This window comes from Burkholderia sp. Ac-20345 (genome assembly GCF_017104825.1).
GTDB lineage: Bacteria > Pseudomonadota > Gammaproteobacteria > Burkholderiales > Burkholderiaceae > Burkholderia > Burkholderia lata_B.
In genome coordinates, this window is the sequence record NZ_JAAGPO010000049.1 from 33,641 (window position 1) to 60,170 (window position 26,530).

A 26,530-nucleotide genomic window follows, 5' to 3' on the forward strand; every position below is an offset into this window, starting at 1 on the left:
GAGGGCTGTTCGTTCAGCTCAGTGCTCGACCGCCCGTTCCGCACCGAGCCCGGTATGAGCACGTACGAACTGGGCGTCGAACGAACGCCGTTCCGCGCTTGCCTTCGAGCTGCGATCGAATGTCGACATGACGTAGCTCGCCAGGAACGCCAGCGGCATCGTAAACAACGCCGGGTGATCGTAAGGGAACACGGCAGCCGGATGCCCGAGCACCGACTTCCACACCGCCGGCGACAGAATGACAAGCGAGACCGACGAAACGAGTCCGACGATGCCGCCGCAAACGGCGCCGCGACTCGTCAACCCCTTCCAGTACATCGAAAGCACGAGCGGCGGGAAGTTCGCCGAAGCGGCAACGTTGAACGCCAGGGCGACGAGAAAAGCGAGATTCTGCCCTTTGAACAGGAGGCCAAGCACGACGGCAACGGCGCCGATCGCCAGTGTCGTCCATCGCGTAACCCGGATCTCCGATGCCCCGCTGGCTCGCCCCTTGCACAGCACGCTCGCATAGATGTCGTGCGATACGGCCGACGCCCCCGCCAGCACCAGGCCCGACACCACGGCCAGGATGGTGGCGAACGTCACCGCCGCAAGGAAGCCGAGGAACAGGCTACCGCCCGTCGCCTTGGCGAGATGCATCGCCACCATATTGCTCCCGCCGCGCAGCACCCCGCCCACCCGGCCGCCCTCGAAGAACTGCGGGTCGGTGCCGACGATCACGACACTCGCGAGACCAATGATGAACATCGCGACGAACATGAAACCGATGCACGAGCTGGCAACGAAAACGCTCTTTCTGGCTTCCCGCGCGTTCGGAACGGTAAAGAAGCGCATCAGGACGTGCGGCAATCCGGAGAGTCCGAACACCGTCGCAAGCGACATGGAGATGGCCGAAACGGGATCCGAAAACAGGCGGCCCGGCTCCATCAGCGAACTTCCCCCCTTGTGCACGGAGATCGCCGACAGCGCGAGCCGTTCGAAGCTGAAGCCGAAATGACCGAGCGCCAGCAACGTCAGCAACGTGCCGCCGAACATCAGCAGAACGGCCTTGATGATCTGAACCCACGTCGTCGCGATCATTCCGCCGAAAGTCACGTAGACGATCATGAGGCACCCGACGCCGACGACCGCATAGTTGTAGTCAATGCCGAATAGCAGTTGAACGAGTTCTCCCGCGCCAACCATCTGGACGATGAGATAGAAAAACACGACCGTCAACGAACTGACTACGCCCATCCAGCGTGTACTGATCGGATCAAGCCGGTAGGCGATGATGTCGACGAACGTAAACCTGCCGAGATTGCGCAGTCGCTCCGCCATGAGGAACAGCATCACGGGCCATCCCACGAAGAAGCCGACGACATAGAGCAGGCCATCGTAGCCTTTCGAATAGACGAGACTCACGACACCCAGCAACGTCGCGGCCGACATGTAGTCACCGGCAACCGCAAGGCCGTTCTGGAGCCCGCTGATTCCGCCGCCGGCGGTAAGGAAGTCGTTCACCGTCCTGGTGCGCCTCGCCGCCCAGTACGTGATGCCCAGCGTCATGCAGACGAACACCATGAACATCGCGATGGCGGCAAGATTGAGCGGCTGACGCTGCCCACCCTCGACCACCGGGCTCGCCCAGGCAAAGCCGCCCGGCGTGACGGCAAGCATGATTGTCGCGGTCGAAACGCGTGCGATCGATCTCATTCCATCACCTCGCCAAGCAGTTCGTTGGTCAGCCTTTCGAACCGATCATTCGCGACACGGACATAGAGCCACGTGAGCCCCCATCCCGCGACGATCACCGCAATCGCAAATACCACGCCGACGGTCGTGACACTTCCCGCCCACGCGGGGCTGCGCAACAGATCAGGCCGCAACGCAACCAGCGCGATCAGCCCGAAATACGTCCCCAACACGATAATCATCAACACCCGGCCCAGGCGTGCGCGTTCGTCGACCAGCTCACGAAACTTCACATGCTCCCGGATGCGCGAAACTGCGCTTTCATTCAACGTCATATGCCTCCTCCATCGATCATTTTTAGATTCAGTGCCGCTTTCCTAATCCGCCACCCCGTTCATTGATTCGTTATCCATACCATATAGGTCAATTCCCTATCCGGACGATAGCGCCTCCGTGATGGCGAGACGGTTGAGCATATTTCGACCATCTGCGAATAGCAGCCCCCTCAGGTGGGGGGCATCGACGCATTCGCATGCTCCTCATGAAAACACCGCGCGTCCCGGTCGCGCCGAAAAATCGGGACAGGCGTACGTGTGTGAATTCAGCGTGAGCCGCGCAACGCTGCTTCCCCCCCCCGTCCGGGGGGCGGCAAAACCGTGTCGTCACTCGGTATTTATGACGAACCAACGCTGCCGCCCAGCCACCCGCTCATTTCCAATGTCATGAACATTTTCCGGACCGACCTGAACCTGCTCGTGGTGCTCGAGTAGATCCATGCACAGCAAGGCATCACACGTGCGCGATGGCCCGCTTATGCTCGAATGCCCGCTCGATGCATCGATCGACACGTACCTCTACCGGCACGCGAATTCCGATGCCGATCCCGCGAATAGTCGGCTGCGTCGGCAACTGGGCGAGGTATTCGATTCCGCTCGCACGATCGGCGGTCGTCATGAACTCAACGACCTGACCGTCAACGCGGTATTCGTCATTTAGAAGGCCGCCGGCTCGTTAGACAGTCGGGTCTACGGCGGGGGCCTGAGCTACCGATTCACACCGACGATCCACGCCGACGCGGGCGTCTGGCATACGAGCGACGGGATCGACGTATGGCACCGTTATCGGGATTCGATATCTTTTCCGGATCCCGGGCGGCAGAAGCGCCGAGGAGCCTGAATCGGACATGTATTGATCTCGTACGCCCGATCCACCCGCATGCTGCGACTGCCGCGCCGATTCATGCATCCTGCACGATCACGACCTTGCCCATGAGCGGGCACTTCGCGATGACGGGGAACCGCTTTGCGCGGCCATGCAGCAAACCTTCACGGTGATGTGCGGCAAAAGCGATCACGCGTGACGCCGCGCGGATGGCGGCGATGAAACGGCACCGGCGGGCCGGCGCCGCGTCATTCGTCCGGCGAATGCCCCGGACGCGGCCGCCCGGGGACACACGCCCGTTACTGTTACTGCCCGCCTTCCAGACGCAACTGCAACCGGCTTTTCACGGACGTGACACCCGGCACCTGGCGGGCCGCATCCACCGCGACCTGATCCTGCGACTGGTCCGTGATCTGCCCGGCCAGCGTCACGTCGCCCGTCTTCGCCTTTGCAAATACGGTGACCTGCGCGCCGCCGATGCCGGGCGCCTTCGTGATCGCCTGGCGGACTTTCTTCGCGAACGCGCGATCGGCGGCGCGATCGGCCTTCTTCGCGGACCGCGCCGCCGCCGACGGTGACGGTGACGGTGACGCAACGGACGACGCGGCCGGCGACGTGGTGACCCGTTGCGGGCCGGACACGTCCGCATTGGGCGCGCCGGACTGCGCATGACCCAGGATCGGCGACAGCGCGACAAAACCTGCAACGACGGCAAGGCGGATCTTCATCGAATTCTCCTCAAGGAACGAACGGAAACTGCGGGGAAACTGCTGGGGAAAGCGGTCAGGCCACCGCACCCGACAACGCACGGGTGCGCGCACGGCCGCGCGGCGCGGCGATCGCTTCGAGCGCGTGCTCGTCGGCCGCCAGCGCGGGCGACAGCGTCGCGCGCAGGTGATCCAGAAAGGTGCGGATCTTCGCGTCCACGAATCGCCGGGACGCGAACATCGCGTAGACGTCGAGCATCGTCAGCCGGTAATCGGGCAGCACGCGGACGAGCCGCCCGCTGCGCAAATCGTCGATGACCGAATAGATCGCAAGCGGGCCGATGCCCAGCCCGGCGCGCAGCGCGATCGACAGCGCCTCTGGCGCATTGGCGTGAAACGACGCGGCGGTCACGGTGTGCGCCGCGACGTCCCCGCCCGCGCCGTGCAGCCGCCATTCGCCATTCGCGTCGGCAGGCGTATCGAGGCACAGGCACGCATGGCCCGCGAGTTCGGCCGGCGTGCGCGGCGTACCGTGCCGCGCGAGATAGGCCGGCGACGCGACCAGCACGCTGTAGCTCCGGCCGCACGAATGCGCGATATAGCCGGAATCGGGCAGGCTCGACGCGGTGACAACCGACACGTCGTACCCTTCCTCGACGAGATTCGGCAGCCGCTGCGAGTACGTCATTTCGACGGACACCTCGGGGAAGATCGCCTGATACGCGACGGCCGACGCGGTCACGTGGCTCTGCCCGAGCCCCGGCATCGTATGCACGCGCAGCCGCCCGTACGGGCGGACCAGTGCATTGCGCGCTTCGGCGTTCGCCTGGTCGACGTCGCCGAGGATCGCCAGCAGGCGTTCGAAATAGCGCCGCCCGTTGTCGGTCAGCGCGATCTTGCGGGTCGTCCGGTTCAGCAGCCGGATCTGCGCGTAGTCCTCCAGGCTGGCGACGGCCCGCGACACCTGAGCGGTCGCCATGTCGGACTGCTTCGCGACGGCGGTGAAACTGCCCGCCTGCACGACACGCACGAACGTCCGCATGTTTTCAAGCATGTCCATTTCGATTCATCGTCCATCGCGGCCGTCGCGACATCCGCCAGGCGCGCACGCTCGGGCCATCCCGCGCCCGGCCGCGCGGCGCGGCCTCGGTTTCGAACCGCGGCCCGCGATGCATCGACGTGCCCCGTGGGCCATCGCTCGCGTCGCGCGCCGTCATGTTCAGTGGTACCGATTGTCGTCATTCGCCGCGTTGCCTTCAGCCCCCCATCCGGGGGGCTGAAGCAAGGCCCGGTCATGTGGAATGCTTGCCGCCTGCGGCGGAAACCGGTGCCTGATCCGCCGCAGGCGTGCGCAGCACGATCTTGCCGATGTGGCGGCCGGAATCCATCAGCGCGTGCGCCGCGCTCGCATCGCGAAGGTCGAAGGTCTGGTAGACCTGCGGCTTCACCGTGCCCTGGCGGATCAGCGGCCATACGGCTTCCTCCAGCTCGCGGATGAGCTGAGCCTTCTCCGCGTAGGTGCGCGAGCGCAGCGTCGAGCCGATGTGCGTGAGACGCTTGGTGAGCATCGGGAACAGGTCGAGTTCCTTCGCGGGCCCGTTGATCACGCCAATCTGGACGATGCGGCCGTTCATCGCGGCCGCCGCGAAATTGCGCGCGACGTAGTCACCGGCGATGATGTCGACGATCACGTCCACGCCCTTGCCGTCGGTGAAGCGCTTGACCGCTTCGACGAAATCCTCGTTGCGGTACTCGATCGCGAGATCCGCGCCGAGCCGCAGGCTTGCTTCGCGCTGGGCTTCCGAGCCCACCGTCGTGATGATCGTCGACGCGCCGAACGCCTTCGCCAGCATCGTCGCGGTCGTGCCGATGCCCGACGCGCCGCCGTGAATCAGCACGCTCTCGCCGGCCGTGAACTGGCCACGCTGGAACAGGTTCAGCCAGACCGTCATGAAGGTTTCGGGCATTGCCGCCGCCTCCGTCATGTCGAGCCCTTCGGGAATCGCGAGCGTATTGCTCTCGTTCGCCACCGCGTATTCCGCGTAGCCGCCGCCCGGAATCAGCGCGCAGACTTCGTCGCCGATCGCGAAGCGCGTGACGTCGCGGCCCACCGCGACGACTTCGCCGGCAACTTCGAGACCGGGAATGTCGGACGCGCCGGGCGGCGGATCGTACAGCCCCTTGCGCTGGAACACGTCGGGGCCGTTCACGCCCGCCGCGTGAATGCGGATCAGCACTTCGTCGGGGCCCGGCGACGGCACGGGACGCGTGGTCGGCACAAGCACTTCGGGGCCGCCGGGGCGCACGATTTCAATCGCCGTCATGTCGGCGGGCAGGGTTGTCACGTCATCAGTCACGATATGATCCTCAACGTTCGTCGATGCACGGCCGATTCGCGGGTCATCCTCGAATCGCGGCATCGCAATGGGTGTGAAGACAGTCTAGAGACGGTGCCGCTCGCGGGCACGCAGTGAATTGCCGAACGAGGAATGCAAAAATGCATCAGTCAGCACAATCGATGAACTGGGACGACGCACGCGTGTTTCTCGCGATTCATCGCGAACGCACGTTGCGCCGCGCGGCGCAAACGCTCGGGGTCGACCAGGCGACGGTCGGGCGCCGGCTCGCGCAACTCGAGCACACGCTCGGCGCCACGCTGTTCCTGCGCTCATCGAAGGGCTATCTGACCACGCCGGTCGGCGAGCTGGCGCTGCGCGCCGCCGAGGCGATGGAACTGCATGCGCACGAGCTCGTCCGGCTGACGCAGGGCGTCGACCGGCGGCTCGCCGGCGAGGTCAAGATCACGACGACCGATGCGCTCGCGCTCGAATTCGTGATGCCGTCGATCGCGCGGCTGCATGCGAAGCATCCCGACGTATGCGTGTCGCTGAACACGTCGACTCAAGTGCTGAACCTGGCGAAACGGGAGGCCGACATCGCGGTGCGCACCGTGCGGCCCGACAACCCCGATCTCGTCGCGCGCCGCCTCGCCTGCTGGGACATGGGACTGTTCGCTTCGCACGACTATCTGCAACGGCATGGCGAGCCGGCACGCGGCAGTGCGTTCGCGGGGCACGACCTGGTGGTCTACCAGCCGTATGTCGACGCAAGCCGGAAGCCGGCGATCGCCGGCGAGCCGATCGATGCCGGGCGCATCGTCGGGCGGATGAATTCGAGCCTGATGATGCGCGCCGCGTTGCGCTCGGGCCTCGGCATCGGCGAAGTGCCGGTGCACATGGGCGAACGCGACGGCCTTGCCCGCATCTGGCCCGCGCAGATGCGGGAAGCGCCCTACGAGGTCTGGCTCGTCACGCATCGCGACCTGCGCCACACCGCGCGCATCCGCGCGACGATCGACGAGATCGTGTCCGCGTTCGACTCGCATCGATGAGCCACTCGCGCCGTGGCAACGCGGGCGCGCCGCGCGCCCCCGCCTACTCGTCGCCGACGCGCGTGCGGGACGACGCATCGAGCGCCAGCCCGCTGCGCACGGCCTGGATGCGCGACGTGACGTTGAGCTTCTCGAAGATGTTCTTCAGGTGCCACTTGATCGTCTCCGGCGCAACGCGCAGCGCGCGGGCGATCTCCTTGTTCGACAGGCCGCGCGCGACGTAATCGAGAATTTCGACCTCGCGCGCGCTCAGGTTGCCGGCCGTGCCGGGCCGTGCGGCCGGCGCGGCATTCGACGCCCGGTCCGCGTCGAACGCGCGCGCGAGTTCGCGCAGATACCACGCACCGACCGCCGGAAACCGGTCGGCCCGCTTCAGCACGCGCGCCGTCAGGCGTTCGGCCACGGCGCCTTCGTCGACGAACGTGCGCACGAGCCCGTTGCCTTGCCCGTATTCGAGCGCAGGGGCAAGCACGGCCAGTGCGTCGTCTTCCTGACCGGCCTGTTCGAGCGCGACCGCGCGCAGCACGGCGGCCTGCGCGGCGAACCAGTCGAACCCGCGCGCGGCCAGCACGTCGTGCACGATTGCCATGACCCGGGCGGCTTCTTCCGCGCGGGCATCGGCAAGCAGCAGCCGCGCCCGCGCGGACTGCGCCATCTGCCACGTCTCGACGTAGCTCGACGCGGCTTCCGGTGGTTCAGCCGACACCAGCGCCGCCAGCGCCCGCCCGACACGATGAGCCTGTGTCAGCTTCCCCGCGCTCACATGCAGCCGAACACCGGTCGCCATGCAGGCAACGCGCAGCCGCAACCATTGCCGGCTGCAGGCGATGTGATCGGCTTCGTCGAGCATCTCGTGCGCTCGGGCCTCGTTGCCCGACCGGAACTGCAGCACCGCTGCCGTCTGCATGAACCGCAGCAGCGGCCCGAGCGAACACGCCTGCATCGCGATGTCGAAACGGTCGCGCTGTGCTTCGCGCACCTTCGGCCAGTCGTTCCATTCGTAATAGATCGCGGACAGGTAGCCGGCCGACAGCGCCGTCGCCGCCGACAGCCGCCCGGCCGAGCGTTCCGCGCCGCGCAGCGCGGTCTCGAACGTCTTCGACGCATCGTGCAGGCGGCCCGCGACGAATTCGGCGAGGCCGGACATGTTCTGCCGGTAGACATGCGCAAACAGCGGCTCATGGCCCGACGCCGCACGTTCCGCCCGCGCGCGCAGGTCGAGCGCGTCGTCGAGGCGGCCCGCGTAGCCGAGCCCGAAGATGAGCGTCGTCTGCCCGATCTGTTCGACCCACGAGCCGGCCGGCGGGCCGGCCGCCAGCACGCGCTCGCCGAGCTCGAGCGACTCGATGCTCCGGTCCGACAGCCCCGCGATGAGCGAGCGGACGCCGAGCAGTTCGGTCGCGGTGACCGCATCCGTGCCGACGCGCCGTGCATCGATATCGGCTTCGATCGCCTCCAGCGCGCGCCGCGCGTCGACTATCTGCATCGACAACGCCAGCGCCCACACGTGGGCGATGCGCAGGCGCAGGCGGCCCGCCAGCGCCTGTTCCGGCAGGCGGGACACCCAGTCGAGCACGGTGCGCACGTCGCTGGCTGCGATCAGCTTCATCGCGCACGCCTCGACCCAGCCGGCGGCCGCGTCGAAATCGCCGGCCGCGAGCGCATGCCTGACCGCATCCGGCCATTGCCGTTCGGCCGCGTACCACGCGCTCGCGCGGCGATGCAGCGCGGCGACCTCGTCCGGCAGGCGCAACGTCAGCTCCTCGCGCAGGTATTGCAGGAACAGCGCGTGATAGCGATAGCTCCGACGGCCGCCGTCGACCGAGCGGATGAACAGGTTGTGCGCACTCAGCCACTCCAGGCACGCGACGGCATCGTCGCGGCCAGTCAGTGCATCGCACAGCGGGGGCGTCATCCGGTCCAGCACGGCCGTGCAGAGCAGGAAATGACGGATCGCGTCCGGCACCTGCGTCATCACGTTCTCGTTCAGGTACGCGGCGATGCCGGCGCGCGCATGGCTGACCTGCTCGGCGACGCGCGCCGCATCGTTGTCGTCGCGCAACGCGAGCGCCGCGAGCTGCAGGCCCGACACCCAGCCTTCGGTGGCCGCGCGCAGCCGCCCGGCGTTTTCCGCACTGAGCGGCTTGCCGGCGACGCGCTCGAAGAACGCGCTCGTCTCCGCTTCATCGAAACGCAGATCGTCCTCGTCGACCCGGACGAGCTCGTCGCGCGATTCGAAATAGCTGAGCGGCAACGCGGGCGCCGAGCGGCACGACAGCACCACGTGCAGGTTCGATGGCGCATAGCGCAGCAGCTCGAACATCGCGTCGTGGATGACGGGCGACGCGAGGCGGTCGTAATCATCGAGCATCAGGAACAGCTCGACGCCCGCGACCTCCAGCTCGTTGAGCAATTCGTCGAACACGATCTTCAGCGGAATCAGCGCGCGGTCGCGCAGCAGCCGCTGCGCGCGGCCGCCGACACCGCCCGTCGCGTCGACGATCGCCGCCACCACATACGACGAGAAGATCGATGCGTTGTCGTCGTCCTGGTCGAGGCTCACCCACGCAACCTTCACGTTCGTCGCCACGAGCGCGTCGCGCCACTCCGCCAGTACGGTCGTCTTGCCGTACCCGGCCGGCGCGCACACGAGCGTCAGCCGGCGATCGAGGCCACGCGCGAGTCGGCCGAACCGCGCGATGCGCGACACGATTCCACGGGCCGACGCCGGTGCAAGCTTGGTGCGCACCAGCACTTCGATCCCGTCGGCGTCCGCAGGCCCTGCTGCTTGTCTGCTGTCGCTGGACGTCATGCTGTTCCTGTTCTCCTTGCGCTGCGCGCGTGCGTCCGCCTGGAAGGCCGGGCCGGTGTGCGGCCCGCTGCGCGGCGCGGTGCCGCCTCGCATCGAAACAGCATAGCGACACGGCATCGGCCCTCATAAGTAGGTGATGTCCGTACCGCGGCGCGCGTCGGTCGAACGGAAGGACTCGCATTGTTCTCGATCGCGCGCATGCTGTTCAGCCCCCCATTCGGGGGGCTACCGTGCGAGGAAAGTCGCGCCATCCTGACTGGAAGGTGTCCTGCGCAACCGGCCGATCCGCGCGTCGGGACCGTCGCCCCGCTTTTCCGCCAGGAGCCGCCATGAACCGTCGCGACGTCGTCGCCACCTTTTTCGACCGGTATCGCGAGCATGACATCGAGGGCATGCTCGCGCTATTTTCCCCTGGCGCCGCCCTCGACTACGTGCCGGCCGGTGCGGCCGCGCCGGCGGACACGCACGGCAGGATGATCTGGGGCGCGCTGCTGGACGCGTTCCCCGACCTGTCGAACAGGATCGATGCCATTCATTCCGATGACGCCGGCCGCCACGCCACCGCCGAGGTCACGATCGGCGGCACGCAGGCGCGGGACTTTCTCGGCATCCGGAATCGCGGCCGGTCGTTCACGCTGCGGCACGCGTTCGTGTTCGAGTTCGATGCCGACGGCCGCATCACACGGCTGGCCGCCTACTGGGACAATGTCCGGCTCTTCGAGGATCTCGGCAAGACGACGCTCGGATGAGCCGGCGCGGCCGGCGGCCGGCGGCCGGCGCCCGGCCGGCCGCACCGTCACGCGGGCTGGTAGCGCTCCCGCAGCGCCCGCTTGTTGATCTTCCCGACGCTCGTCTTCTCGATCGCATCGACGATCAGCAGCCGTTCCGGCACCGCGTACCGCGAGATCAGCCCACGATCGGCCACCTGCTTCACGTGCGCCTGCAACTCGGCCGGCCCGACGCGCCCCACATGATCGTCGGCCAGCACGACGAGCGCGAGCGGCCGCTCGCCCCAGCGCGCGTCCTTCACGCCGATGACGGCCGATTCGCGTACGGCGGGATGGCGTGACAGGATGTCCTCGAGTTCCAGCGACGACACCCATTCACCGCCCGTCTTGATCACGTCCTTGATCCGGTCGGTGATCTGCAGCCGGCCATCCGGATCGATCACGCCGATGTCGTTCGTATGGAGATAGCCGCCGGCCCACAACGACGCCGTCGCCGGCGCGTCGCCGAGATAGCCGGCCGTCGCCCACGGCATGCGTACGACGACTTCGCCTGCCGCGCGGCCGTCATGCGGCACGTCGCGAAAGTGAGGATCGACGATGCGCAGGTCGACGAGCGGCAGCGGCAGCCCCGCCTTGGTCCGGCGCGCGAGCTCGTCGTCGGCCGTGCCGTCCGCCATCGGCGACGCATCGACCTGGGCGATCGTCATCAGCGGGCAGGTCTCCGACATCCCGTAGCCGGTGTACACGTCGATGCCGCGCGCGAGCGCCGCCCGCGCCAGCCCTTCGGGCAACGGCGAGCCGCCGACCACCACCTTCCACGACGAGAGATCGACCGACGCCGATGCGGGGCAGTCGAGGATCATGCCGAGCAGGGTCGGCACGCAGTGCGAGAACGTCACCGACTCGCGCTCGATCAGCGCCAGCAGCCCGTCGGGCGAGTAGCGCCCCGGATAGACCTGCTTGAGCCCGAGCGTGGTCGCGATATAAGGCAGCCCCCACGCGTGCACGTGGAACATCGGCGTGATCGGCATGTAGACATCGTCGCGATGCAGGCGCCCGCGATCGCGTGCGCTCGACAGCGCGGCCATCCCGGCCAGCGTGTGCAGCACGAGCTGGCGATGGCTGAACGCAACGCCTTTCGGCAGCCCGGTCGTGCCGGTCGTATAGAACGTCGTCGCGCGCGTGTTCTCGTCGAAATCGCCGAACACGAAATCGGGCGAACTGGCCGCGACGAGCCGTTCGTATTCGTCGGCAAAACCGTCGGGCAGCCCGGTCTCGGCGCCGTCCGCGATCAGCACGAAGTGCTGCGCCGCGACGAGCCGGTCGCGGATGCCGTCCAGCAACGGCAGGAAATCGCGATGCACCAGCACGACACGCGCGCCGCAATGGTTCAGCGTATGGAGCAGCTGGTCGGGCGACAGCCTGACGTTCGCGGTCATCAGCACCGCGCCCATCATCGGGATCGCGTAATAACACTCCAGGTAGCGGTGGCTGTCCCAGTCCATCACGGCGACCGTATCGCCCGCGCCGACGCCGAGCGACGTCAGCCCGCTCGCCAGTTGCCCGATGCGATGCCGGAACGTCCAGTAATCGTGCCGGACCTGGTCGCCGTACACGATCTCCTGCTCGGGCCGCGTCGCGAGCGGCGTGTGAAGCAGCTGCTTGATCAGCAGCGGATACGCATGCGCGGACGAGGCCGGCGCATCGTGCAAATGCGGCTGTGACGGATTCATGAATGGCTCCATAAGCGACCGGTCAGGCACGATGCCGGCCGGGCGAAGATGCGCTCCCGCAGCGACACGGCCCGTACGTACGCCGAGTCCTGTCCGGTCTTTGCGAGTCCGGCCACGATACCCGACGCGCCGGCTTCGGCGTCCCCCCCTGTCAGGGGGAGCCGGCGCACGCGCGCCGGCCCGGCGGACATCCGCGCGTCACGTGCCCGGCGTATCCACGACGGTGTGCGCAAGGTGCGCGGCGCCGTGTCACGACCCACCTGATCGGGGGGGCGTGGCGCCAAGGGTGACGTTGTACGATTCATGACGGCGCGCAACCTGTTCGTCGGGACACGCGTCCCCTCGCCCCGGGCATGAACGGAGGCCCACGCCGCCGATTCGAAACCGTGCATGCGCAATGCACGCGTTTTGGCCGTTTTCCATGCCGAATCCTCAATCCATCCCCCCGAGAAAGGAGCAGCCATGACTTCCGAACAGCCGCAGATGGACAGAACGCCCACGCCCGATCCGGCCGAAAACAACGCGTACTTTCCGTCCCCGTATTCGCTGTCGCAGTACACGTCGTCGAAGACCGATTTCACCGGCGCGGATTACCCGAATCCGTACACGGGCGGCAAGTGGAAGGTGCTGATGATCGCGACCGACGAGCGCTACGTCCTGATGACGAACGGCAAGATGTTCTCGACCGGCAATCATCCGGTCGAAATGCTGCTGCCGATGCATCACATGGACCAGGCCGGCTTCGAGATCGATATCGCGACGCTGTCGGGCAACCCCACGAAACTCGAACTCTGGGCGATGCCGGGCGACGACGAGGCGGTGCAAGGCACGTACCGGAAGTACCTGCCGAAGCTCAAGACGCCGCTGAAGCTGTCCGACGTGCTCGACGCCAACCTCGGCCCCGAATCGCCGTACATCGCGGTGTTCATCCCGGGCGGCCACGGCGTCCTCGCCGGCATTCCGTACAGCAAGGACGTGAAGCGCGCACTGCACTGGGCGCTCGATTACGACCGGCACATCATCACGCTGTGCCACGGGCCCGCGAGCCTGCTCTCGGCCGCCGTGGACGAGGATCCGCAGGACTACCCGTTCAAGGGCTACGAGATGTGCGTGTTCCCGGATGCGCTCGACACCGGCCCGAATCTCGACATCGGCTACATGCCGGGCCCGCTGCCGTGGCTCGTCGCGCAAAGCCTGGAACAGCTCGGTGCGAAGGTGCTCAACAAGGACATGACCGGCCGCTGCCATCAGGACCGCAAGCTGATCACGGGCGACAGCCCGCTCGCGTCGAACGGTATCGGCAAGCTCGCGGCCGCGGCGCTGCTGAAGGAAATCGGCCACTGACGCGGGCCGCCCCGCGATCGGTTGGCACCGCGGGCGCGATGCGATGCGCTTCGCGCACCGGCAGGTTGCCGATATGAGACCCGCCCGCCGCCGCGGGCGCGGCCCGGCCTCATCGAGCCGGGCCATCATCACCATACCGTTCGTGAACGCGCCGGCACGAGCCGGCGCACACCGCCGCCCGGCCTCTGCTCGGCGGTGTTTCCCATGCGGTAGTATGGCGACTCGATGGAAACCCCGATGGACTCACACGAATGGCCCTGCCTGATCTCCCGACCCCTTCCAGCGCCGGCCAGGACGCCCAGGCGCTCGTCCTCATCGCCGAAGACGAACCCGAGATCGCCGAGATCCTGACCGCCTATCTCGCGCGCGGCGGCCTGCGCACCGTGCACGCGGCCGACGGCCGCCGCGCACTGGAACTGCACCTGCAGCTCAAGCCCGACCTCGTGCTGCTCGACGTGCAGATGCCGCACGTCGACGGCTGGAAAGTGCTCGCCGAAATCCGTCATCGCGGCGACACGCCCGTGATCATGCTGACCGCGCTCGACCAGGACATCGACAAGCTCACCGGCCTGCGCATCGGTGCCGACGATTACGTGGTGAAGCCGTTCAATCCCGCCGAAGTCGTCGCGCGCGCGCAGGCGGTGCTGCGTCGCTCGATGGCCGGCGCCCGCCAGGAAGAACAGCGCGTGCTGCGGGTCGCGCCGTTCGAGATCGACCTCGAACACCACGAAGCCACGCTCGAAGTGGGCAGCGAGCGGCACACGCTCGTGCTGACGCTCACCGAGTTCAAGCTGCTCGCGCAGCTCGCGCGCGCGCCGCGGCGCGTGTTCAGCCGCGCCGAGCTGATGGCCACCTGCCTGCCGGAAGGCGACGCGCTGGAACGCACGGTGGACAGCCACGTCAGCAAACTGCGCAAGAAGCTGGACGACCTCGGCGTGCAGGGCGTGCCCGTCAGCGTGCGCGGCGTCGGCTACAAGCTCTGGAGCTGAACGTGAAGCTCGATGGCCTGAGCCGGCAGATCGCGCTGACGATGGCCGGGATGGTGTTCGGCGTGACGATGCTGATGGTGCTCACCGCCACCGTCTTCTACTACGTCGCGTTCAACTACTGGCCCGCGCATTTCAACACGAAGAACTTGCTGCCGACCGCACCGGAATGGCTATGGCTGATCGCGACCACGTCGGTCGGCCTCGCGCTGTCGGTCGCGGTCGCCGTCAATCTCGCGCGCCGCATCCTCGTGCCGCTGAATTCGGTCACCGACAGCATTCGCCGCGTCGCGCGCGGCGATCTCGGCGCACGCGCCGTTGCAGGCGACCGCTCGCTGCACGAAGCCGCGCTGCTCGCCGACAACTTCAACGCGCTCGCCGGCGAGCTGCAGCGCGTGACCAACGAGCAGGCGATCTGGAACGCCGCGATCGCGCACGAGCTGCGCACGCCCGTCACGGTGCTGCGCGGACGCCTGCAGGGGCTCGCCGAAGGCGTGTTCACCCCTGACGAAGCGCAGTTCCGCAGCCTGCTCACGCAGGTCGAGGGGCTGACGCGGCTGATCGAGGATCTGCGCGTGGTCAGCCTCGCGGATGGCGGCCATTTGAGTATCGAGATCCGCGACGCCGATCTTGCCGCCGAGGTGCGCGCCGTGGTCGACGTGTTCGCGCACGCGCTGCAGGCCGCCGGCCAGCATCCGGTGCTCGATCTCGACCCGCGGCGCATGCGCTGCGACCCGGTACGCATCCGTCAGGCGCTGCTGGCGCTGCTGGAAAACGCGCGCCGCCATGCGGTGCCCGGCGCGATCCGGATCCAGACGTGCATCGAAGAAGGAATGTGCCGGCTGCGCGTCGAGGACGACGGCCCCGGCATCCCGGCGGATTTCGCGCCGCACGTGTTCAAGGCCTTCCGGCGCGTTGACGAGTCGCAGCCCGGCGGCAGCGGCCTCGGGCTCGCCGTCGTCGCGGCGATCGCGCATGCGCACCACGGCGAAGCCGTCTGCGTGCCGACCGGCGCGGGCGGTACGCGGTTCGAAGTGCAGTGGCCCGACAACCTCGTGCCGGCGCCGGACAACGAGCGCTTTCCGGCTTAAGACGCCGCCTTTGCGTCGCCTTTGACCGTCACGCGCGCGGTTCGCGCCCGACCTGTTCGAGCGGCGGATTGAACCCGAGCACCGTGTACTCCCGCACGGACACTTTCCCTTTCCCCGCCGCGCCCTGCACGACGACCGCGCGCACGGCGCCGGCCCGATCGAACTTCAGGCGGGTGCCGACGGTCGCATTGCGCAGCGCCTCCAGCTCCTCGATCCGCGCGATCGCCAGCTTGCGCACCGCGCCGGATACGTACACCGGCAGGAACACCAGCGCGATGAAGATCGACACCGCGTCCTTCGAGGCGGTGTCGAGCACCGGCTGACCCGACATCACGAGCGACAGCGACGTCGCCGCGACGAAGATCGCGAGCACGGTCGCACCCACGCCGAGCGACGAGAACCGCTCGGCCGCCTTCTTCATGCGTGCCTTCACGAGCGCGCGCGTGGTCGCGGCGGGCACCAGCCATTCGCGCTGCGCGCCGTGGTACCCGGCGAAGCCGAGGAACAGCGTCGCGACGGCGCTGACGGCGATGCTGGTGTACAGCGCGTCGAACAGCATGCAGATGAATTCGAGCACGAACACGATCACCGGCGGCCACAGCAGCAGACGGAACGAATAGCCGTCGCGGCCATGCCCGCGGATCCACCATTTCACCGGCGGCAGCTCCCAGAAGCGGCTCTCGCGGCGGAGTGAAAGTTCTTCGTCGTCGGTCAATTCTTCACCTGTGGTGTTCCATTGCATCGGGTACGGCCGATGCAGATGATGCCGCTGATGCCGCAGAAACGGGAATGAATACCTGGGGTTATCGATTGATCCCAAAGATTCATTAGACAGTGTCTTCGCCGCCGCGCGATGCTGGCCCGGCCAGTGAACGCGGCGTCATCGCCACGCCGCGCACGAGAATGGAGTGAGACACATGCCCAACGACCCTCGTCAACGGCGCCACACGCTGTGGCTGCTGTGCGCGCTTTCGTTCATCCTCTACGTCGACCGCGTCAACCTCGCGACCGCGGCCGGCGCGATCAAGGCCGAACTCGGCCTGTCGAATACCGAACTCGGCGTCGCATTCTCCGCGTTCGCGTATTCGTATGCAATCTGCCAGATCGGCGGCGGCTGGATCGCCGACCGGTTCGGCGCCCGCATCACGCTGATCGGCTGCGGGCTGATCTGGGTCGTGTCGACCTTCGCGACCGGGCTCGTGCACAGCCTCGGGCTGCTGTTCGCCGCACGCCTGCTGCTCGGCATCGGCGAAGGCGCGACACTGCCCGCGCAGGCCCGCGCGATCACCCACTGGTTCCCGCGCGAGCGGCGCGGCGTCGTGCAGGGCTTCACGCATTCGTTCTCGCGGCTCGGCAACGCGGTCACGCCGCCGATCGTCGCCGCGCTGATGACCTGGCTGTCGTGGCGCGCGGCGTTCTTCGTGATCGGCGCGGTGACGCTCGTATGGCTCGCGTGGTGGATCGTCGGCTTCCGCGAACATCCGCTCGGCGACGAAGCCGCCGACGGTCGCACGCACGCCACGCGCCCCGCGCCGCCCGCCGGCCCGACGCCGTGGGGGCCGCTGTTCCGCCGGATGGCGCCGACCATCTTCGTCTACTTCTGCTACGGCTGGACCGCGTGGCTGTTCTTCACGTGGCTGCCGACGTTCTTCCTGAACGGCCAGGGCCTGAACCTGAAGTCGACCGCGCTGTTCGCGTCCGGCGTGTTCTTCGCGGGCGTGGTCGGCGACACGCTCGGCGGCTGGCTGTGCGACCGCATCTACCGGAAGACCGGCAACCTCGCGCTGTCGCGCCAGAGCGTGATCGTCGCGAGCTTCGTCGGCGCGCTCGTGTGCCTGCTGCCGCTCGCGGTCGTGCACTCGACGGCCGGCGTCGCGCTGTGCCTGTCGGGGTCGTTCCTGTGCCTCGAATTGACGATCGGGCCGATCTGGGCCGTGCCGAGCGACATCGCGCCGACCCACGCCGGCATCGCGAGCGGGATGATGAACGCAGGCTCCGCGATCTCGGGGATCCTGTCGCCGATCCTGTTCGGCTATCTCGTCGATCGCACCGGGAGCTGGACCGTGCCGTTCATCGGCTCGGTCGCGATGCTGGTGATCGGCATCGTCGCCGCGCTGCGAATTCGCCCGGAGCGCACGCTGGCGGAATCGATGCCGGCGCTCGCCGATGCGCCCGCCGCGCCGTCGGCGCACTGAGGCCGTTCGCTTCGGGTTCACCTGCCTTATCCGTCTCGCCGGCGTCGCCATCACGCTTCACTGCGTTCCGCGACGCGGGTGCATGACTGGTTCGGCTGGCTCGGCTGGCTCGGCTGGCTCGGCTGGCTCGGTTGGCTCGGTTGGCTCGGTTGGCTCGGTTGGCTCGGTTGGCTCGGTTGGCTCGGTTGGCTCGGTTGGCTCGGTTGGCTCGGTTGGCTCGGTTGGCTCGGTTGGCTCGGTTGGCTCGGTTGGCTCGGCGGGATCGGCCGGCGCGGCTGGTTCGGCCGGCTTGGCTGATTCGGCCTGCCAGGCTGGTTCGGCCGACGCGGCTGATTCGGCCAACGCGGCTGGCGCGGCTGGCTCGGCCGCCTTGGCTGGCAAACCGCCCCATTAAGCACCGTCATCATCTCCGGCCCCAGTCCCGTGAAACAGCGCGAGAAACTGCTGCGCGGGGATGCTCAGCGGCCGGTCGCGCCGCACGAGGCTGCCGTACGACGGCAGCTTCTGTTCGAGCGTGTAATCGACGATCGCGACGAGCCCGTGCTCCGCATTGCGCTGCGCCACCGTCAGCGGAATCACGCCGAGCATCGACGAACGGTCGACGAGGTTCATCGTGGTCAGGATCGACCCCGTTTCGACCAGCCCGCGCGGCATCGGCTGGTGCCGCGCGCTGAACTCGCGCTCGACGACCTCGCGCGCCGGGCTGCCGGCCGGCTGCAGGATCCACGCGTAATCGAGCAGCGCATCGAATTCCACGGGCCCCGAGCCCGCGAGCGGATGGTCGCGGCCCGCGATGATCGCGAGGGCCTCGTCGTCCACCACGCGGAAATCGCAATCGGTCCCCACGTGGCGCCCGATCACCACTTCGAGCACGCCGTCAAGAAGCTGCGGCATCAGCCGGTCGCTCGTATCCACGGCGATGTCGATCGCCAGCAGCGGGTAACGCGCCTTCAACTGCACGAGCGCCTCGGTGAGCCGCCCCGGCGACGCCGCCATGATGCTGCCGATCGCGAGCCGCCCCGCGCTGCCGAGCTGCAGCTCGCCGAGCTCGCGGTTCAGCGCCTCCACGCTGCCGCGAATGCCACGGAAATAGCCGAGCACGCGCTCGCCGGCCGGGTTCAGCACGAGCCCGCGCCCGACGCGATCGAACAGCCGCTGCCCGAGCGCGCTCTCCAGTTCCGCCAGCATCTTCGTCGCGGCCGGCTGCGTGAGGCCCATCTGGTCGGCCGCCGCGCGCAGCGTCGAGCATTCGTCCACGGCCAGCAGCAGCGCGATCTGCCGCATGCGCAGCCGGTTCAGCAGCTGCGGCGTCGAGTCTCGTCGGTCGATCGAGCCCATCTTTGATTACTCCAGGTTATCGATTCATCAAGAGTTTTCAATTTACCGACTCGATCTGTCTACCTAGCATCAACCCCTTGACGTCCCCCACCGCGTAAATGCGGCGGATTCCCACAACTGGCGATGCACGTCCGCATCGGAGAATGTTCAACGCAGCGTTGGTATCTCGATCATGCTCGACACCACATTCACTGCAGGTCCACTCTCTTATTCGCAGTCCCGCGATACCTTTCGGCCGCGTCGTGCTGTCTTTCGACCCGCACGCCGAACAGGACTGGGTAGAACCGTACTCGTCGACTTCCTCGAATGTGGCCCCGTGCACGATCGCCTTGTAGCGGAGCTTGTCTCGGAAGGACGACCAGGACGCGTCGTAGACGCTTCTCGCCATCCTGGTCCTGGCGAGTTTCGCAGCCGACACATTGCCAACTGCGATGTAATCGAAGCGCCGCACCAAATCAAGCGCGAGCTTGTGCTGGAAATCGGCACGGGAATTCGCCACCTTGGCATGCAGCTTCGCGATATGCCGTTTGTGCTTTCGCGCCCGCTGCGCTTTCGCGAGCTTCTCGGCCGCGCGTCGGCCGAACTGATCGTTAGGCAGCTTCTCGCCAGTCGAAAGTGTGGCGAAGTCTTTCAGACCAAGGTCGATACCGACACCGGAACGAATCGGGCGCACCTGAGCATCGGGTATCTCGATTGTGATGTTCAGAAACCAGTTGCCACGCGCATCTTGCGCAAAATTGGTTCCGTCCTTGATCTTGCCTTCGGGAAGCGGACGGCTGTTGAACACGCGAAATGTGTTGCCGGCGAAGCGAAAGGCATTGCCTTCACGCTTCAGGTCACAGCCCTTCAGCGGCACCCAGCCAAGCGATTTCCTGCCGCGATAGCGCAAGTACGGGCGCCGGCGCTGACTGCGCGACTTTGCGTATTGCTCGCACGTCGCATTGACCGTGCCGGCGCTGACACCGAGTTCCTTACAGCTGCCACTTGTCAGCCTGTTGAGGTCAAAACCCGTCGGCCACCTCTTACTCCACTTGAGCGCGTGCTTCTGCGTGTCGTTGCAGAAGTTCCAGACGTAGTTCACCGCACGGCTTTGCTTGGTAAGCAGTCCGTTGAGCGACTTCACCCGGTAGCGGTAGACAAGGATCATGCCGGCAATCCTAACCCGTTGAATAAGCTGCCGGTCAAGAGGGCACCGTTCCTCCTAGCGATGCGCCCCGAAAGAAATCTCTTTGCGGGAAATGGCGAAGCACAACGGAACAATTGATCAAACAAACGGCCACGCGCCGCCACCGGAGACACCGCATGAACACCCCCTCGTCCACCGCCGCCCTGCCCGTCGTCGCGCTGACGCTCGGCGACCCCGCCGGCATCGGCGCCGAGCTGATCGCGAAACTGCTCGCGCGCCCCGACGCAACTTCCCGCGCGAACCTCGTGCTGATCGGGGATCGCTGGCTGTGGGAAGCCGGCCAGCGCGTTGCCGGCGTGACGGTCGACGTCGAGCCCGTCGCGTCGCTCGCCGCCGCGCGCGGCCGGCCGTCGACCGCGCGCGCCGCGTTCGTCGCCATCGACACGATCGATCCGGCCGACGTCACGGTCGGGCAGCCCAGCGCGGCCGGCGGCCGCTCGACGCTGACCGTGCTCGACCTGTGCCTCGACGCCGCGCTTGCCGGCGACATCGACGCGATCTGCTTCGCGCCGCTCAACAAGTACGCGATGAAGCTCGGCGGGCTGAAGCACGAGGACGAGCTGCACCACTTCGCCGAGGCGCTCGGCGTGACCGGCTACTTCTGCGAATTCAACACGCTCGGCGAACTGTGGACCGCACGCATCTCGTCGCACATTCCGCTGAAGGATGCGCCGGGCTACCTGAGCATCGAGCGGATCGAACAGGCTTCCGAACTGATCTACCGGTCGCTGCTCGCGAACGGCGTCGCGGCGCCGAAGGTGGCGATCGCCGCGTTCAACCCGCACGGCGGCGACGGCGGCAGCTGCGGCCGCGAGGAAGTCGACATCATCGAGCCGGCCGTGCGCAAGCTGCAGTCGCGCGACTGGCCGACCGACACACCGTTCCACGGCCCGTTCCCCGCCGACACGATCTTCCTGAAGGCGCAGGCCGGCGACTACCAGGCGATCGTCACGATGTACCACGACCAGGGGCAGATCGCGATCAAGCTGCTCGGCTTCTCGCGCGGCGTGACCGTGCAGGGCGGGCTGCCCGTGCCGATCACGACGCCCGCGCACGGCACCGCGTACGACATCGCGGGCCGCGGCACGGCCGACGTCGGCGCGACCTGGCAGGCGCTGCAGATCGCCTGCCGGATGGGCGCGGCGCGCCGCACCAACACCGTTTCGGCGTGACGTTCGCGCGCCTCCCCCACACGACAACATCGATTACCGGAGACACCATCATGAAGATCCGTTCCGTACGTGCACGCGTATTCCAGTGGAAAGGCAAGACCGTTCCGCCCCAGGGCAACTTCTGCTCGAACGCGATGGACCTGCTGTACGCGCCGCAGGAAACGATGAGCACGTTCCGCTTCCATTCGTGGACGGTCGTCGAAGTCGAGACCGACGACGGCATCGTCGGCCTCGGCAACGTCGCGCTCGCGCCGCATGTCGCGAAGGTGATCATCGACCAGTACCTTGCGCCGCTCGTGATCGGCCAGGACCCGTGGGACTACGAATACCTGAACCAGCGGATGTATCGCGCGACCCACGCGTGGGGCCGCAAGGGCATCGGCATGGCGGCGATCTCGGCGGTCGACATCGCGATCTGGGACATCCTCGGCAAGAGCGTCGGCAAGCCCGTGTTCAAGCTGCTCGGCGGCCGCACCAAGGAAAAGATCCCCTGTTACTACTCGAAGCTCTACCGCACCGATCTGAGAGAGATGCAGGACGAGGCGCAGCGCTACCTGAAGGAAGGCTTCCGCGCGTTCAAGATGCGCTTCGGCTACGGGCCCGCACACGGGCAGCAAGGCGTGACCGAAAACCTGAAGTCGGTCGCGGCGATCCGCGAGGTGATCGGCTACGACAACGACCTGATGCTCGAGTGCTACATGGGCTGGAACCTCGAGTACGCGAAGCGCATCCTGCCGAAGCTCGAGAAATACCAGCCGCGCTGGCTGGAAGAACCGGTGATCGCCGACGACATCGACGGCTATGCGGAGCTGAACCAGCTGACGCGCATTCCGATCTCCGGCGGCGAGCACGAATTCTCGCTGTACGGCTTCAAGCAGTTGCTCGACCGCAAGGCCGTGTCGGTCGTCCAGTACGACACGAACCGCGTCGGCGGGATCACGATGGCGCACAAGATCAACGCGTTGTGCGAGGCGTACAGCGTGCCGGTGATTCCGCATGCGGGCCAGATGCACAACTATCACCTGACGATGAGCACGCTCGCGTCGCCGATGAGCGAGTACTTCCCGATGTTTGACGTCGAAGTCGGCAACGAGCTGTTCTATTACATCTTCGACGGCGAGCCGGTGGCCGAGAACGGCTTCGTGCAGCTGCGCGACGACGTGCCGGGCCTCGGCCTCACGCTGAAGACCGAGTTCCTCGACCAGTTCGACATCGTCGAGTGAGGCACGCCATGAACGCACGCTACCAGGGCGTCTTTCCGGTCGCGCCGACGATCTTCGACGCGCACGGCGCGCTCGATCTCGACGGCCAGCGCCGCTGCCTCGACTTCATGATCGATGCCGGTTCGCAGGGCATCTGCATCCACGCGAACTATTCGGAGCAATTCGCGCTCGGCGACGACGAACGCGACCTGATCACGCGCACCACGCTCGAGCATGTGGCGGGCCGCGTGCCGGTGATCGTCACGACGTCGCACTTCAGCGCGCGGATCTGCGCGGAACGCAACCGGAACGCTCAGGCAATGGGCGCGGCGATGGTGATGGTGATGCCGCCGTACCACGGCGCGACGTTCCGCGTGCCCGAAGCGCAGGTGCGCGCGTTCTTCCGCGAAGCCGCCGACGGCCTCGACATTCCGCTGATGATCCAGGACGCGCCCGCGAGCGGCGTCGCGCTGCCGGCCGCGCTGCTCGCGTCGCTCGCCCGCGAGATCGACGCGGTGTCGTACTTCAAGATCGAGACCGCCGGCGCCGCGTCGAAGCTGCGCGAGCTGATCGCGCTCGGCGGCGATGCGATAGAGGGGCCGTGGGACGGCGAGGAAGGCATCACGCTGCTCGCCGATCTCGATGCCGGCGCGACCGGCGCGATGACAGGCGGCGGCTATCCGGACGGGATTCGCCGGATCACCGACGCGTATTTCGCCAGCCGCCGCGACGAAGCGGTCGAGCAGTACGCGCGCTGGCTGCCGCTGATCAACTACGAGAACCGCCAGTCCGGCTTCCTGACCGCGAAAGCGCTGATGCGCGAAGGCGGCGTGATCGCGTGCGACCAGCCGCGCTCGCCGTGGCCCGAACTGCATCCGCAGGTGCGTGCTGGCCTGCTCGACGCGGCACGGCGGCTCGATCCGCTCGTGCTGCGCTGGGGGCGCTAGACATCGGTTTACCCGTGCAGCGCCGCAAGGCGTTGCGCATCGGCGGCCGGTGAGATACCGGCGCGTCACGGCGTGACAGCGGTTCATCAGAAGACCGCCGCCGCCCACCACCAAGATCGGAGACACCATGACCCTGTTGAACCCGGCCACCCCGGCATACGAAGCCGGCGAAGCCATTCCGCGCCGCCGCTGGCTGCGCGTGATTCCGCCGCTGCTGCTCGCGTGCATCATTTCCTACATGGATCGCGTGAACATCGCGTTCGCGATGCCCGGCGGGATGAATGCCGATCTCGGCATGGACGCGACGATGGCCGGCCTCGCCGGCGGCATCTTCTTCTTCGGCTATCTGTTCCTGCAGATTCCCGGCGGCCGGCGCGCGGCGCTCGGCAGCGGCAAGACTTTCATCGCGTGGTCGCTCGTGAGCTGGGCCGTGCTGTCGGTGCTGACCGGGCTCGTCACGCATACCTGGCAACTGCTGACGCTGCGCTTCCTCCTTGGCGTGGCCGAGGGCGGGATGCTGCCCGTCGTGCTGACGATGGTCAGCCACTGGTTTCCCGACCGCGAGCGCGGCCGCGCGAATGCGATGGTCATCATGTTCGTGCCGCTCGCCGGCATGATCACCGCGCCGCTGTCCGGCTTCATCCTCGCCGCGTACGACTGGCATCACCTGTTCTTCAGCGCGGGCGCACTGTCGCTGCTGTGCCTCGTCGTGTGGCTGATGTTCGCCGACGACGGCCCGGAGACCGCGCGCTGGGTGTCGCCGCGCGAGAAGGCCTACATCCTCGACGCGCTGCGCGAAGAACAGGAACGCAAGCGCGCGGCCGGCACGCCGGCTGCCGCATCGTTCGGCGAGCTGCTGCGCAACCCGACGATCTGGCTGCTGATCGCCATCAACTTCTGCTATCAGGTCGGCATCTACGGCTATACGATGTGGTTGCCGACCCTGCTGAAAAACCTCACGCACACCGGGATGGGCAAGATCGGCCTGCTCGCGATGCTGCCGTACGTCGCGATGGTGATCGGGATGTTTGTCACGTCGTATTTGTCTGACCGAACCGGCAAGCGCCGCCTGTTCGTGCTGCTGCCGCTCGTCGGCTTCGCCGCGTGCCTCGCGCTGTCGGTGCTCACGCATGCATCGATGGCCGTGTCGTTCGCGTTCCTGATCGGCTGCGGCTTCTTCCTGCAGGCGGCCGCCGGCGTGTTCTGGGCGATTCCGCCGAAGCTCTGCAGCGTCGAGACGGCCGGCAGCGCGCGCGGCCTGATCAACGCGCTCGGCAATCTCGGCGGCTTCTGCGGCCCGTACGCGGTCGGCGTGCTGACCCAGCACGTGAGCGCGGCGGCCGGCGTGTACAGCCTCGCGATCACGCTCGCGGTGGCCGGCCTGCTCGCGCTGACGCTGCCGAAACGCTGCGAGGACTGATACGACAACGGTTACCGGATACGCGGGACAGCGAACGAAATTACGGAGACTCACCATGAACGACATCCTGTTGCTGGTGCAGAAATGCGCCCATACCTTCAGCTTCTACGACCTCGACACGAAGACCGCGCTCAAGCACGTCGTGCTGCCGAACTTCCCGCACGAGTTCACCGTCGACGTGAACGAGCGCTTTGCGTACGTCGGCATCTTCGGGATCGAAACCGCGTGGTCGCGCGGCCATGAAGGCGATCACCGGATCGCCGAGATCGATCTCGTCGCACGCACGCACACGCGCATGCTCGACCTGTGGCCGTACTACCGGCCGCACGGGATGGCGAGCGACCGCGACGGCCGGCTGTACGCGATGAGCGAGGCGCACGACATGCTGCTCGTGTTCGACGAGCCGACCAAACAGCCCGTGCCGAACATGGCCGTGCCGTCCGGCGGCGTGAAGACGCACCTCGTCACGCTCACGCGCGATGCAAGCCGTGCGTACGGCGTGCACCTGCTGTCGAATACGGTCACGCAATTCCATCCGCGCGACGCGACGGTCGCGCCGCGCGCGGTGATGCCCGGCCCGCGCCCGGAAGGCAACGCGCTGTCGAGCGACGAGCGCACGCTGTTCGTCGCGAACCGCGGCGACGATACGCTGGTCGAGATCGATACCGACACAATGACCTGCGGCCGCCGCGTGAAGACGCGCAGCGATCCGAACCGCATCTACCGCACGAGCGCGCCGGACGGTCGCGACCTGCTGCTGCTGACCAATTCGGGCGAGCGGTCGATCTCCGTGTTCGATGCGCGTCAGCTCGAGGAAATCGAACGCATCGCGCTGCCCGCGAACCCGACCGCGCTGTCGTTCCATCCGTCGCGGCGCGTCGCGTATGTGTCGTTCCAGGACGACTACGTGCGCGAGCTCGATCTCGATACGTGGCGGTTCGTCGGCGCAATGGCGACGCTGCGCGAGCCCGATGCGTCGTACGTGCTCGCCGGGGCACGCTGACATGCGCGACGCGTCGCCGCTCGACGGCATGCCGGATGCGCTCGTCGATGCGCATCACCACCTGTGGCGGCTCGATGCGGGCGCGCACTATCCGTGGCTGCAGGAGCACTACGATCCGACGCACTTCATGTTCGGCGACTACGCGGCGCTGTGCCGCGATTTCGGGGTGGACGATCTCCGGCACGCGGCGCAAGGTGCACCGATCGTCGCGAGCGTGCACGTCGAGGCCGAGCGGGCGCGCGAAGAGGCACTGACGGAAACGCGCTGGCTGCATGAGGTCGCGGAGTCGCACGGACTGCCGTCGGCGATCGTCGCATGGGTCGACCTGCTGGCCGGCGATGCGGATGAACGGCTCGCCGAGCAGGCCGCGTGGCCGCGCGTGCGCGGCGTGCGCTTCAAGCCGCGCACCGCGGGCGCGCCGGATGCCGCCGTCGACGGGC

Annotated in this window: 24 protein-coding genes; 14 read left to right on the forward strand and 10 right to left on the reverse strand. The window is 67.1% G+C overall.

The features are described from left to right. Nucleotides 1-18: 18 nt before the first annotated feature. Nucleotides 19-1,659 carry a cation/acetate symporter ActP gene (gene actP / locus G3O06_RS19210; protein ID WP_241020130.1) on the reverse strand — a complete coding sequence of 547 codons (1,641 nt, stop codon included), beginning with the start codon at nt 1,657-1,659 and terminating at the stop codon, nt 19-21. 32 nt (nt 1,660-1,691) lie between these two features. Beyond that, nucleotides 1,692-2,009, reverse strand: coding sequence for a DUF485 domain-containing protein (locus G3O06_RS19215; RefSeq protein WP_174967903.1), 318 nt, complete (start codon nt 2,007-2,009; stop codon nt 1,692-1,694). Between the two features lie 439 nt (nt 2,010-2,448). On the opposite strand from G3O06_RS19215, the gene G3O06_RS19220 reads away from it, so the two are divergent. Further along, complete coding sequence (locus G3O06_RS19220; RefSeq protein WP_205817129.1) at nt 2,449-2,670, forward strand: hypothetical protein; 222 nt, start codon at nt 2,449-2,451, stop codon at nt 2,668-2,670. A gap of 470 nt (nt 2,671-3,140) precedes the next feature. On the opposite strand, the gene G3O06_RS19225 is transcribed toward G3O06_RS19220, so the two are convergent. From G3O06_RS19225 to G3O06_RS19235, 3 genes are all read right to left on the reverse strand, one after another. Then, nucleotides 3,141-3,563, reverse strand: a complete 423-nt coding sequence (locus tag G3O06_RS19225) for a BON domain-containing protein (RefSeq protein ID WP_205817130.1) — start codon at nt 3,561-3,563, stop codon at nt 3,141-3,143. A gap of 55 nt (nt 3,564-3,618) precedes the next feature. After that, nucleotides 3,619-4,602 carry a LysR family transcriptional regulator gene (locus G3O06_RS19230; RefSeq protein ID WP_174997703.1) on the reverse strand — a complete coding sequence of 328 codons (984 nt, stop codon included), beginning with the start codon at nt 4,600-4,602 and terminating at the stop codon, nt 3,619-3,621. A gap of 232 nt (nt 4,603-4,834) precedes the next feature. Then, nucleotides 4,835-5,866 carry an NAD(P)H-quinone oxidoreductase gene (locus G3O06_RS19235; RefSeq protein ID WP_205817146.1) on the reverse strand — a complete coding sequence of 344 codons (1,032 nt, stop codon included), beginning with the start codon at nt 5,864-5,866 and terminating at the stop codon, nt 4,835-4,837. Nucleotides 5,867-6,039: 173 nt separating this feature from the next. Here G3O06_RS19235 and G3O06_RS19240 point away from each other — a divergent pair, with 173 nt between their 5' ends. Then, nucleotides 6,040-6,933 carry a LysR family transcriptional regulator gene (locus tag G3O06_RS19240; protein ID WP_241020131.1) on the forward strand — a complete coding sequence of 298 codons (894 nt, stop codon included), beginning with the start codon at nt 6,040-6,042 and terminating at the stop codon, nt 6,931-6,933. Between the two features lie 43 nt (nt 6,934-6,976). On the opposite strand, the gene G3O06_RS19245 is transcribed toward G3O06_RS19240, so the two are convergent. Next, nucleotides 6,977-9,745, reverse strand: coding sequence for a LuxR C-terminal-related transcriptional regulator (locus tag G3O06_RS19245; RefSeq protein WP_205817131.1), 2,769 nt, complete (start codon nt 9,743-9,745; stop codon nt 6,977-6,979). 329 nt (nt 9,746-10,074) lie between these two features. Here G3O06_RS19245 and G3O06_RS19250 point away from each other — a divergent pair, with 329 nt between their 5' ends. Further along, nucleotides 10,075-10,494, forward strand: a complete 420-nt coding sequence (locus tag G3O06_RS19250) for a nuclear transport factor 2 family protein (RefSeq protein ID WP_205817132.1) — start codon at nt 10,075-10,077, stop codon at nt 10,492-10,494. A 47-nt stretch (nt 10,495-10,541) separates the two neighbouring features. Here the strand turns inward: G3O06_RS19250 and G3O06_RS19255 are convergent, their stop codons facing one another. Continuing rightward, entirely contained in the window at nt 10,542-12,206 is a 1,665-nt protein-coding gene (locus G3O06_RS19255; RefSeq protein ID WP_205817133.1) for a fatty acid--CoA ligase, read from the reverse strand. Between the two features lie 462 nt (nt 12,207-12,668). On the opposite strand from G3O06_RS19255, the gene hchA reads away from it, so the two are divergent. The 3 genes from hchA to G3O06_RS19270 all read left to right on the forward strand — a co-directional run bounded on the left by hchA (nt 12,669) and on the right by G3O06_RS19270 (nt 15,627). After that, a complete protein-coding gene (hchA, locus tag G3O06_RS19260) occupies nt 12,669-13,550 on the forward strand; it encodes a glyoxalase III HchA (protein WP_205817134.1) in 882 nt (293 codons plus the stop codon). Nucleotides 13,551-13,807: 257 nt separating this feature from the next. Then, entirely contained in the window at nt 13,808-14,539 is a 732-nt protein-coding gene (locus tag G3O06_RS19265; RefSeq protein ID WP_174914545.1) for a response regulator, read from the forward strand. Nucleotides 14,540-14,541: 2 nt separating this feature from the next. Continuing rightward, nucleotides 14,542-15,627 (forward strand): ATP-binding protein, encoded by a 1,086-nt coding sequence (locus G3O06_RS19270; protein ID WP_205817135.1) that lies wholly within the window; start codon nt 14,542-14,544, stop codon nt 15,625-15,627. Between the two features lie 28 nt (nt 15,628-15,655). Here G3O06_RS19270 and G3O06_RS19275 read toward each other — a convergent pair whose 3' ends face one another. Next, nucleotides 15,656-16,342: a hypothetical protein gene (locus G3O06_RS19275; protein WP_174967894.1), complete on the reverse strand. Its 687-nt coding sequence runs from the start codon at nt 16,340-16,342 to the stop codon at nt 15,656-15,658. A gap of 202 nt (nt 16,343-16,544) precedes the next feature. Between G3O06_RS19275 and G3O06_RS19280 the strand changes: the two genes are divergently transcribed. After that, nucleotides 16,545-17,822 (forward strand): MFS transporter, encoded by a 1,278-nt coding sequence (locus tag G3O06_RS19280; protein ID WP_205817136.1) that lies wholly within the window; start codon nt 16,545-16,547, stop codon nt 17,820-17,822. Between the two features lie 78 nt (nt 17,823-17,900). After that, nucleotides 17,901-18,119, forward strand: a complete 219-nt coding sequence (locus G3O06_RS49755; protein WP_277403737.1) for a hypothetical protein — start codon at nt 17,901-17,903, stop codon at nt 18,117-18,119. A 93-nt stretch (nt 18,120-18,212) separates the two neighbouring features. Here the strand turns inward: G3O06_RS49755 and G3O06_RS19290 are convergent, their stop codons facing one another. Continuing rightward, nucleotides 18,213-19,160 (reverse strand): LysR family transcriptional regulator, encoded by a 948-nt coding sequence (locus G3O06_RS19290; RefSeq protein ID WP_205817138.1) that lies wholly within the window; start codon nt 19,158-19,160, stop codon nt 18,213-18,215. Between the two features lie 37 nt (nt 19,161-19,197). Next, nucleotides 19,198-20,307, reverse strand: coding sequence for an RNA-guided endonuclease TnpB family protein (locus G3O06_RS19295; RefSeq protein WP_205817139.1), 1,110 nt, complete (start codon nt 20,305-20,307; stop codon nt 19,198-19,200). A gap of 155 nt (nt 20,308-20,462) precedes the next feature. Between G3O06_RS19295 and G3O06_RS19300 the strand changes: the two genes are divergently transcribed. The 6 genes from G3O06_RS19300 to G3O06_RS19325 form a co-directional block, all read left to right on the forward strand. After that, nucleotides 20,463-21,518 carry a 4-hydroxythreonine-4-phosphate dehydrogenase PdxA gene (locus tag G3O06_RS19300; protein ID WP_205817140.1) on the forward strand — a complete coding sequence of 352 codons (1,056 nt, stop codon included), beginning with the start codon at nt 20,463-20,465 and terminating at the stop codon, nt 21,516-21,518. A 50-nt stretch (nt 21,519-21,568) separates the two neighbouring features. Beyond that, nucleotides 21,569-22,741, forward strand: a complete 1,173-nt coding sequence (locus G3O06_RS19305; RefSeq protein WP_011356645.1) for an L-rhamnonate dehydratase — start codon at nt 21,569-21,571, stop codon at nt 22,739-22,741. An 8-nt stretch (nt 22,742-22,749) separates the two neighbouring features. Then, nucleotides 22,750-23,667 (forward strand): dihydrodipicolinate synthase family protein, encoded by a 918-nt coding sequence (locus G3O06_RS19310; RefSeq protein WP_205817141.1) that lies wholly within the window; start codon nt 22,750-22,752, stop codon nt 23,665-23,667. A 127-nt stretch (nt 23,668-23,794) separates the two neighbouring features. Beyond that, nucleotides 23,795-25,087, forward strand: a complete 1,293-nt coding sequence (locus G3O06_RS19315) for an MFS transporter (RefSeq protein ID WP_039344369.1) — start codon at nt 23,795-23,797, stop codon at nt 25,085-25,087. A 55-nt stretch (nt 25,088-25,142) separates the two neighbouring features. Next, nucleotides 25,143-26,090, forward strand: a complete 948-nt coding sequence (locus tag G3O06_RS19320; RefSeq protein ID WP_205817142.1) for a YncE family protein — start codon at nt 25,143-25,145, stop codon at nt 26,088-26,090. A 1-nt stretch (nt 26,091) separates the two neighbouring features. After that, nucleotides 26,092-26,530: amidohydrolase family protein (locus G3O06_RS19325; RefSeq protein ID WP_205817143.1), on the forward strand; the 439-nt coding region annotated here is incomplete at its 3' end.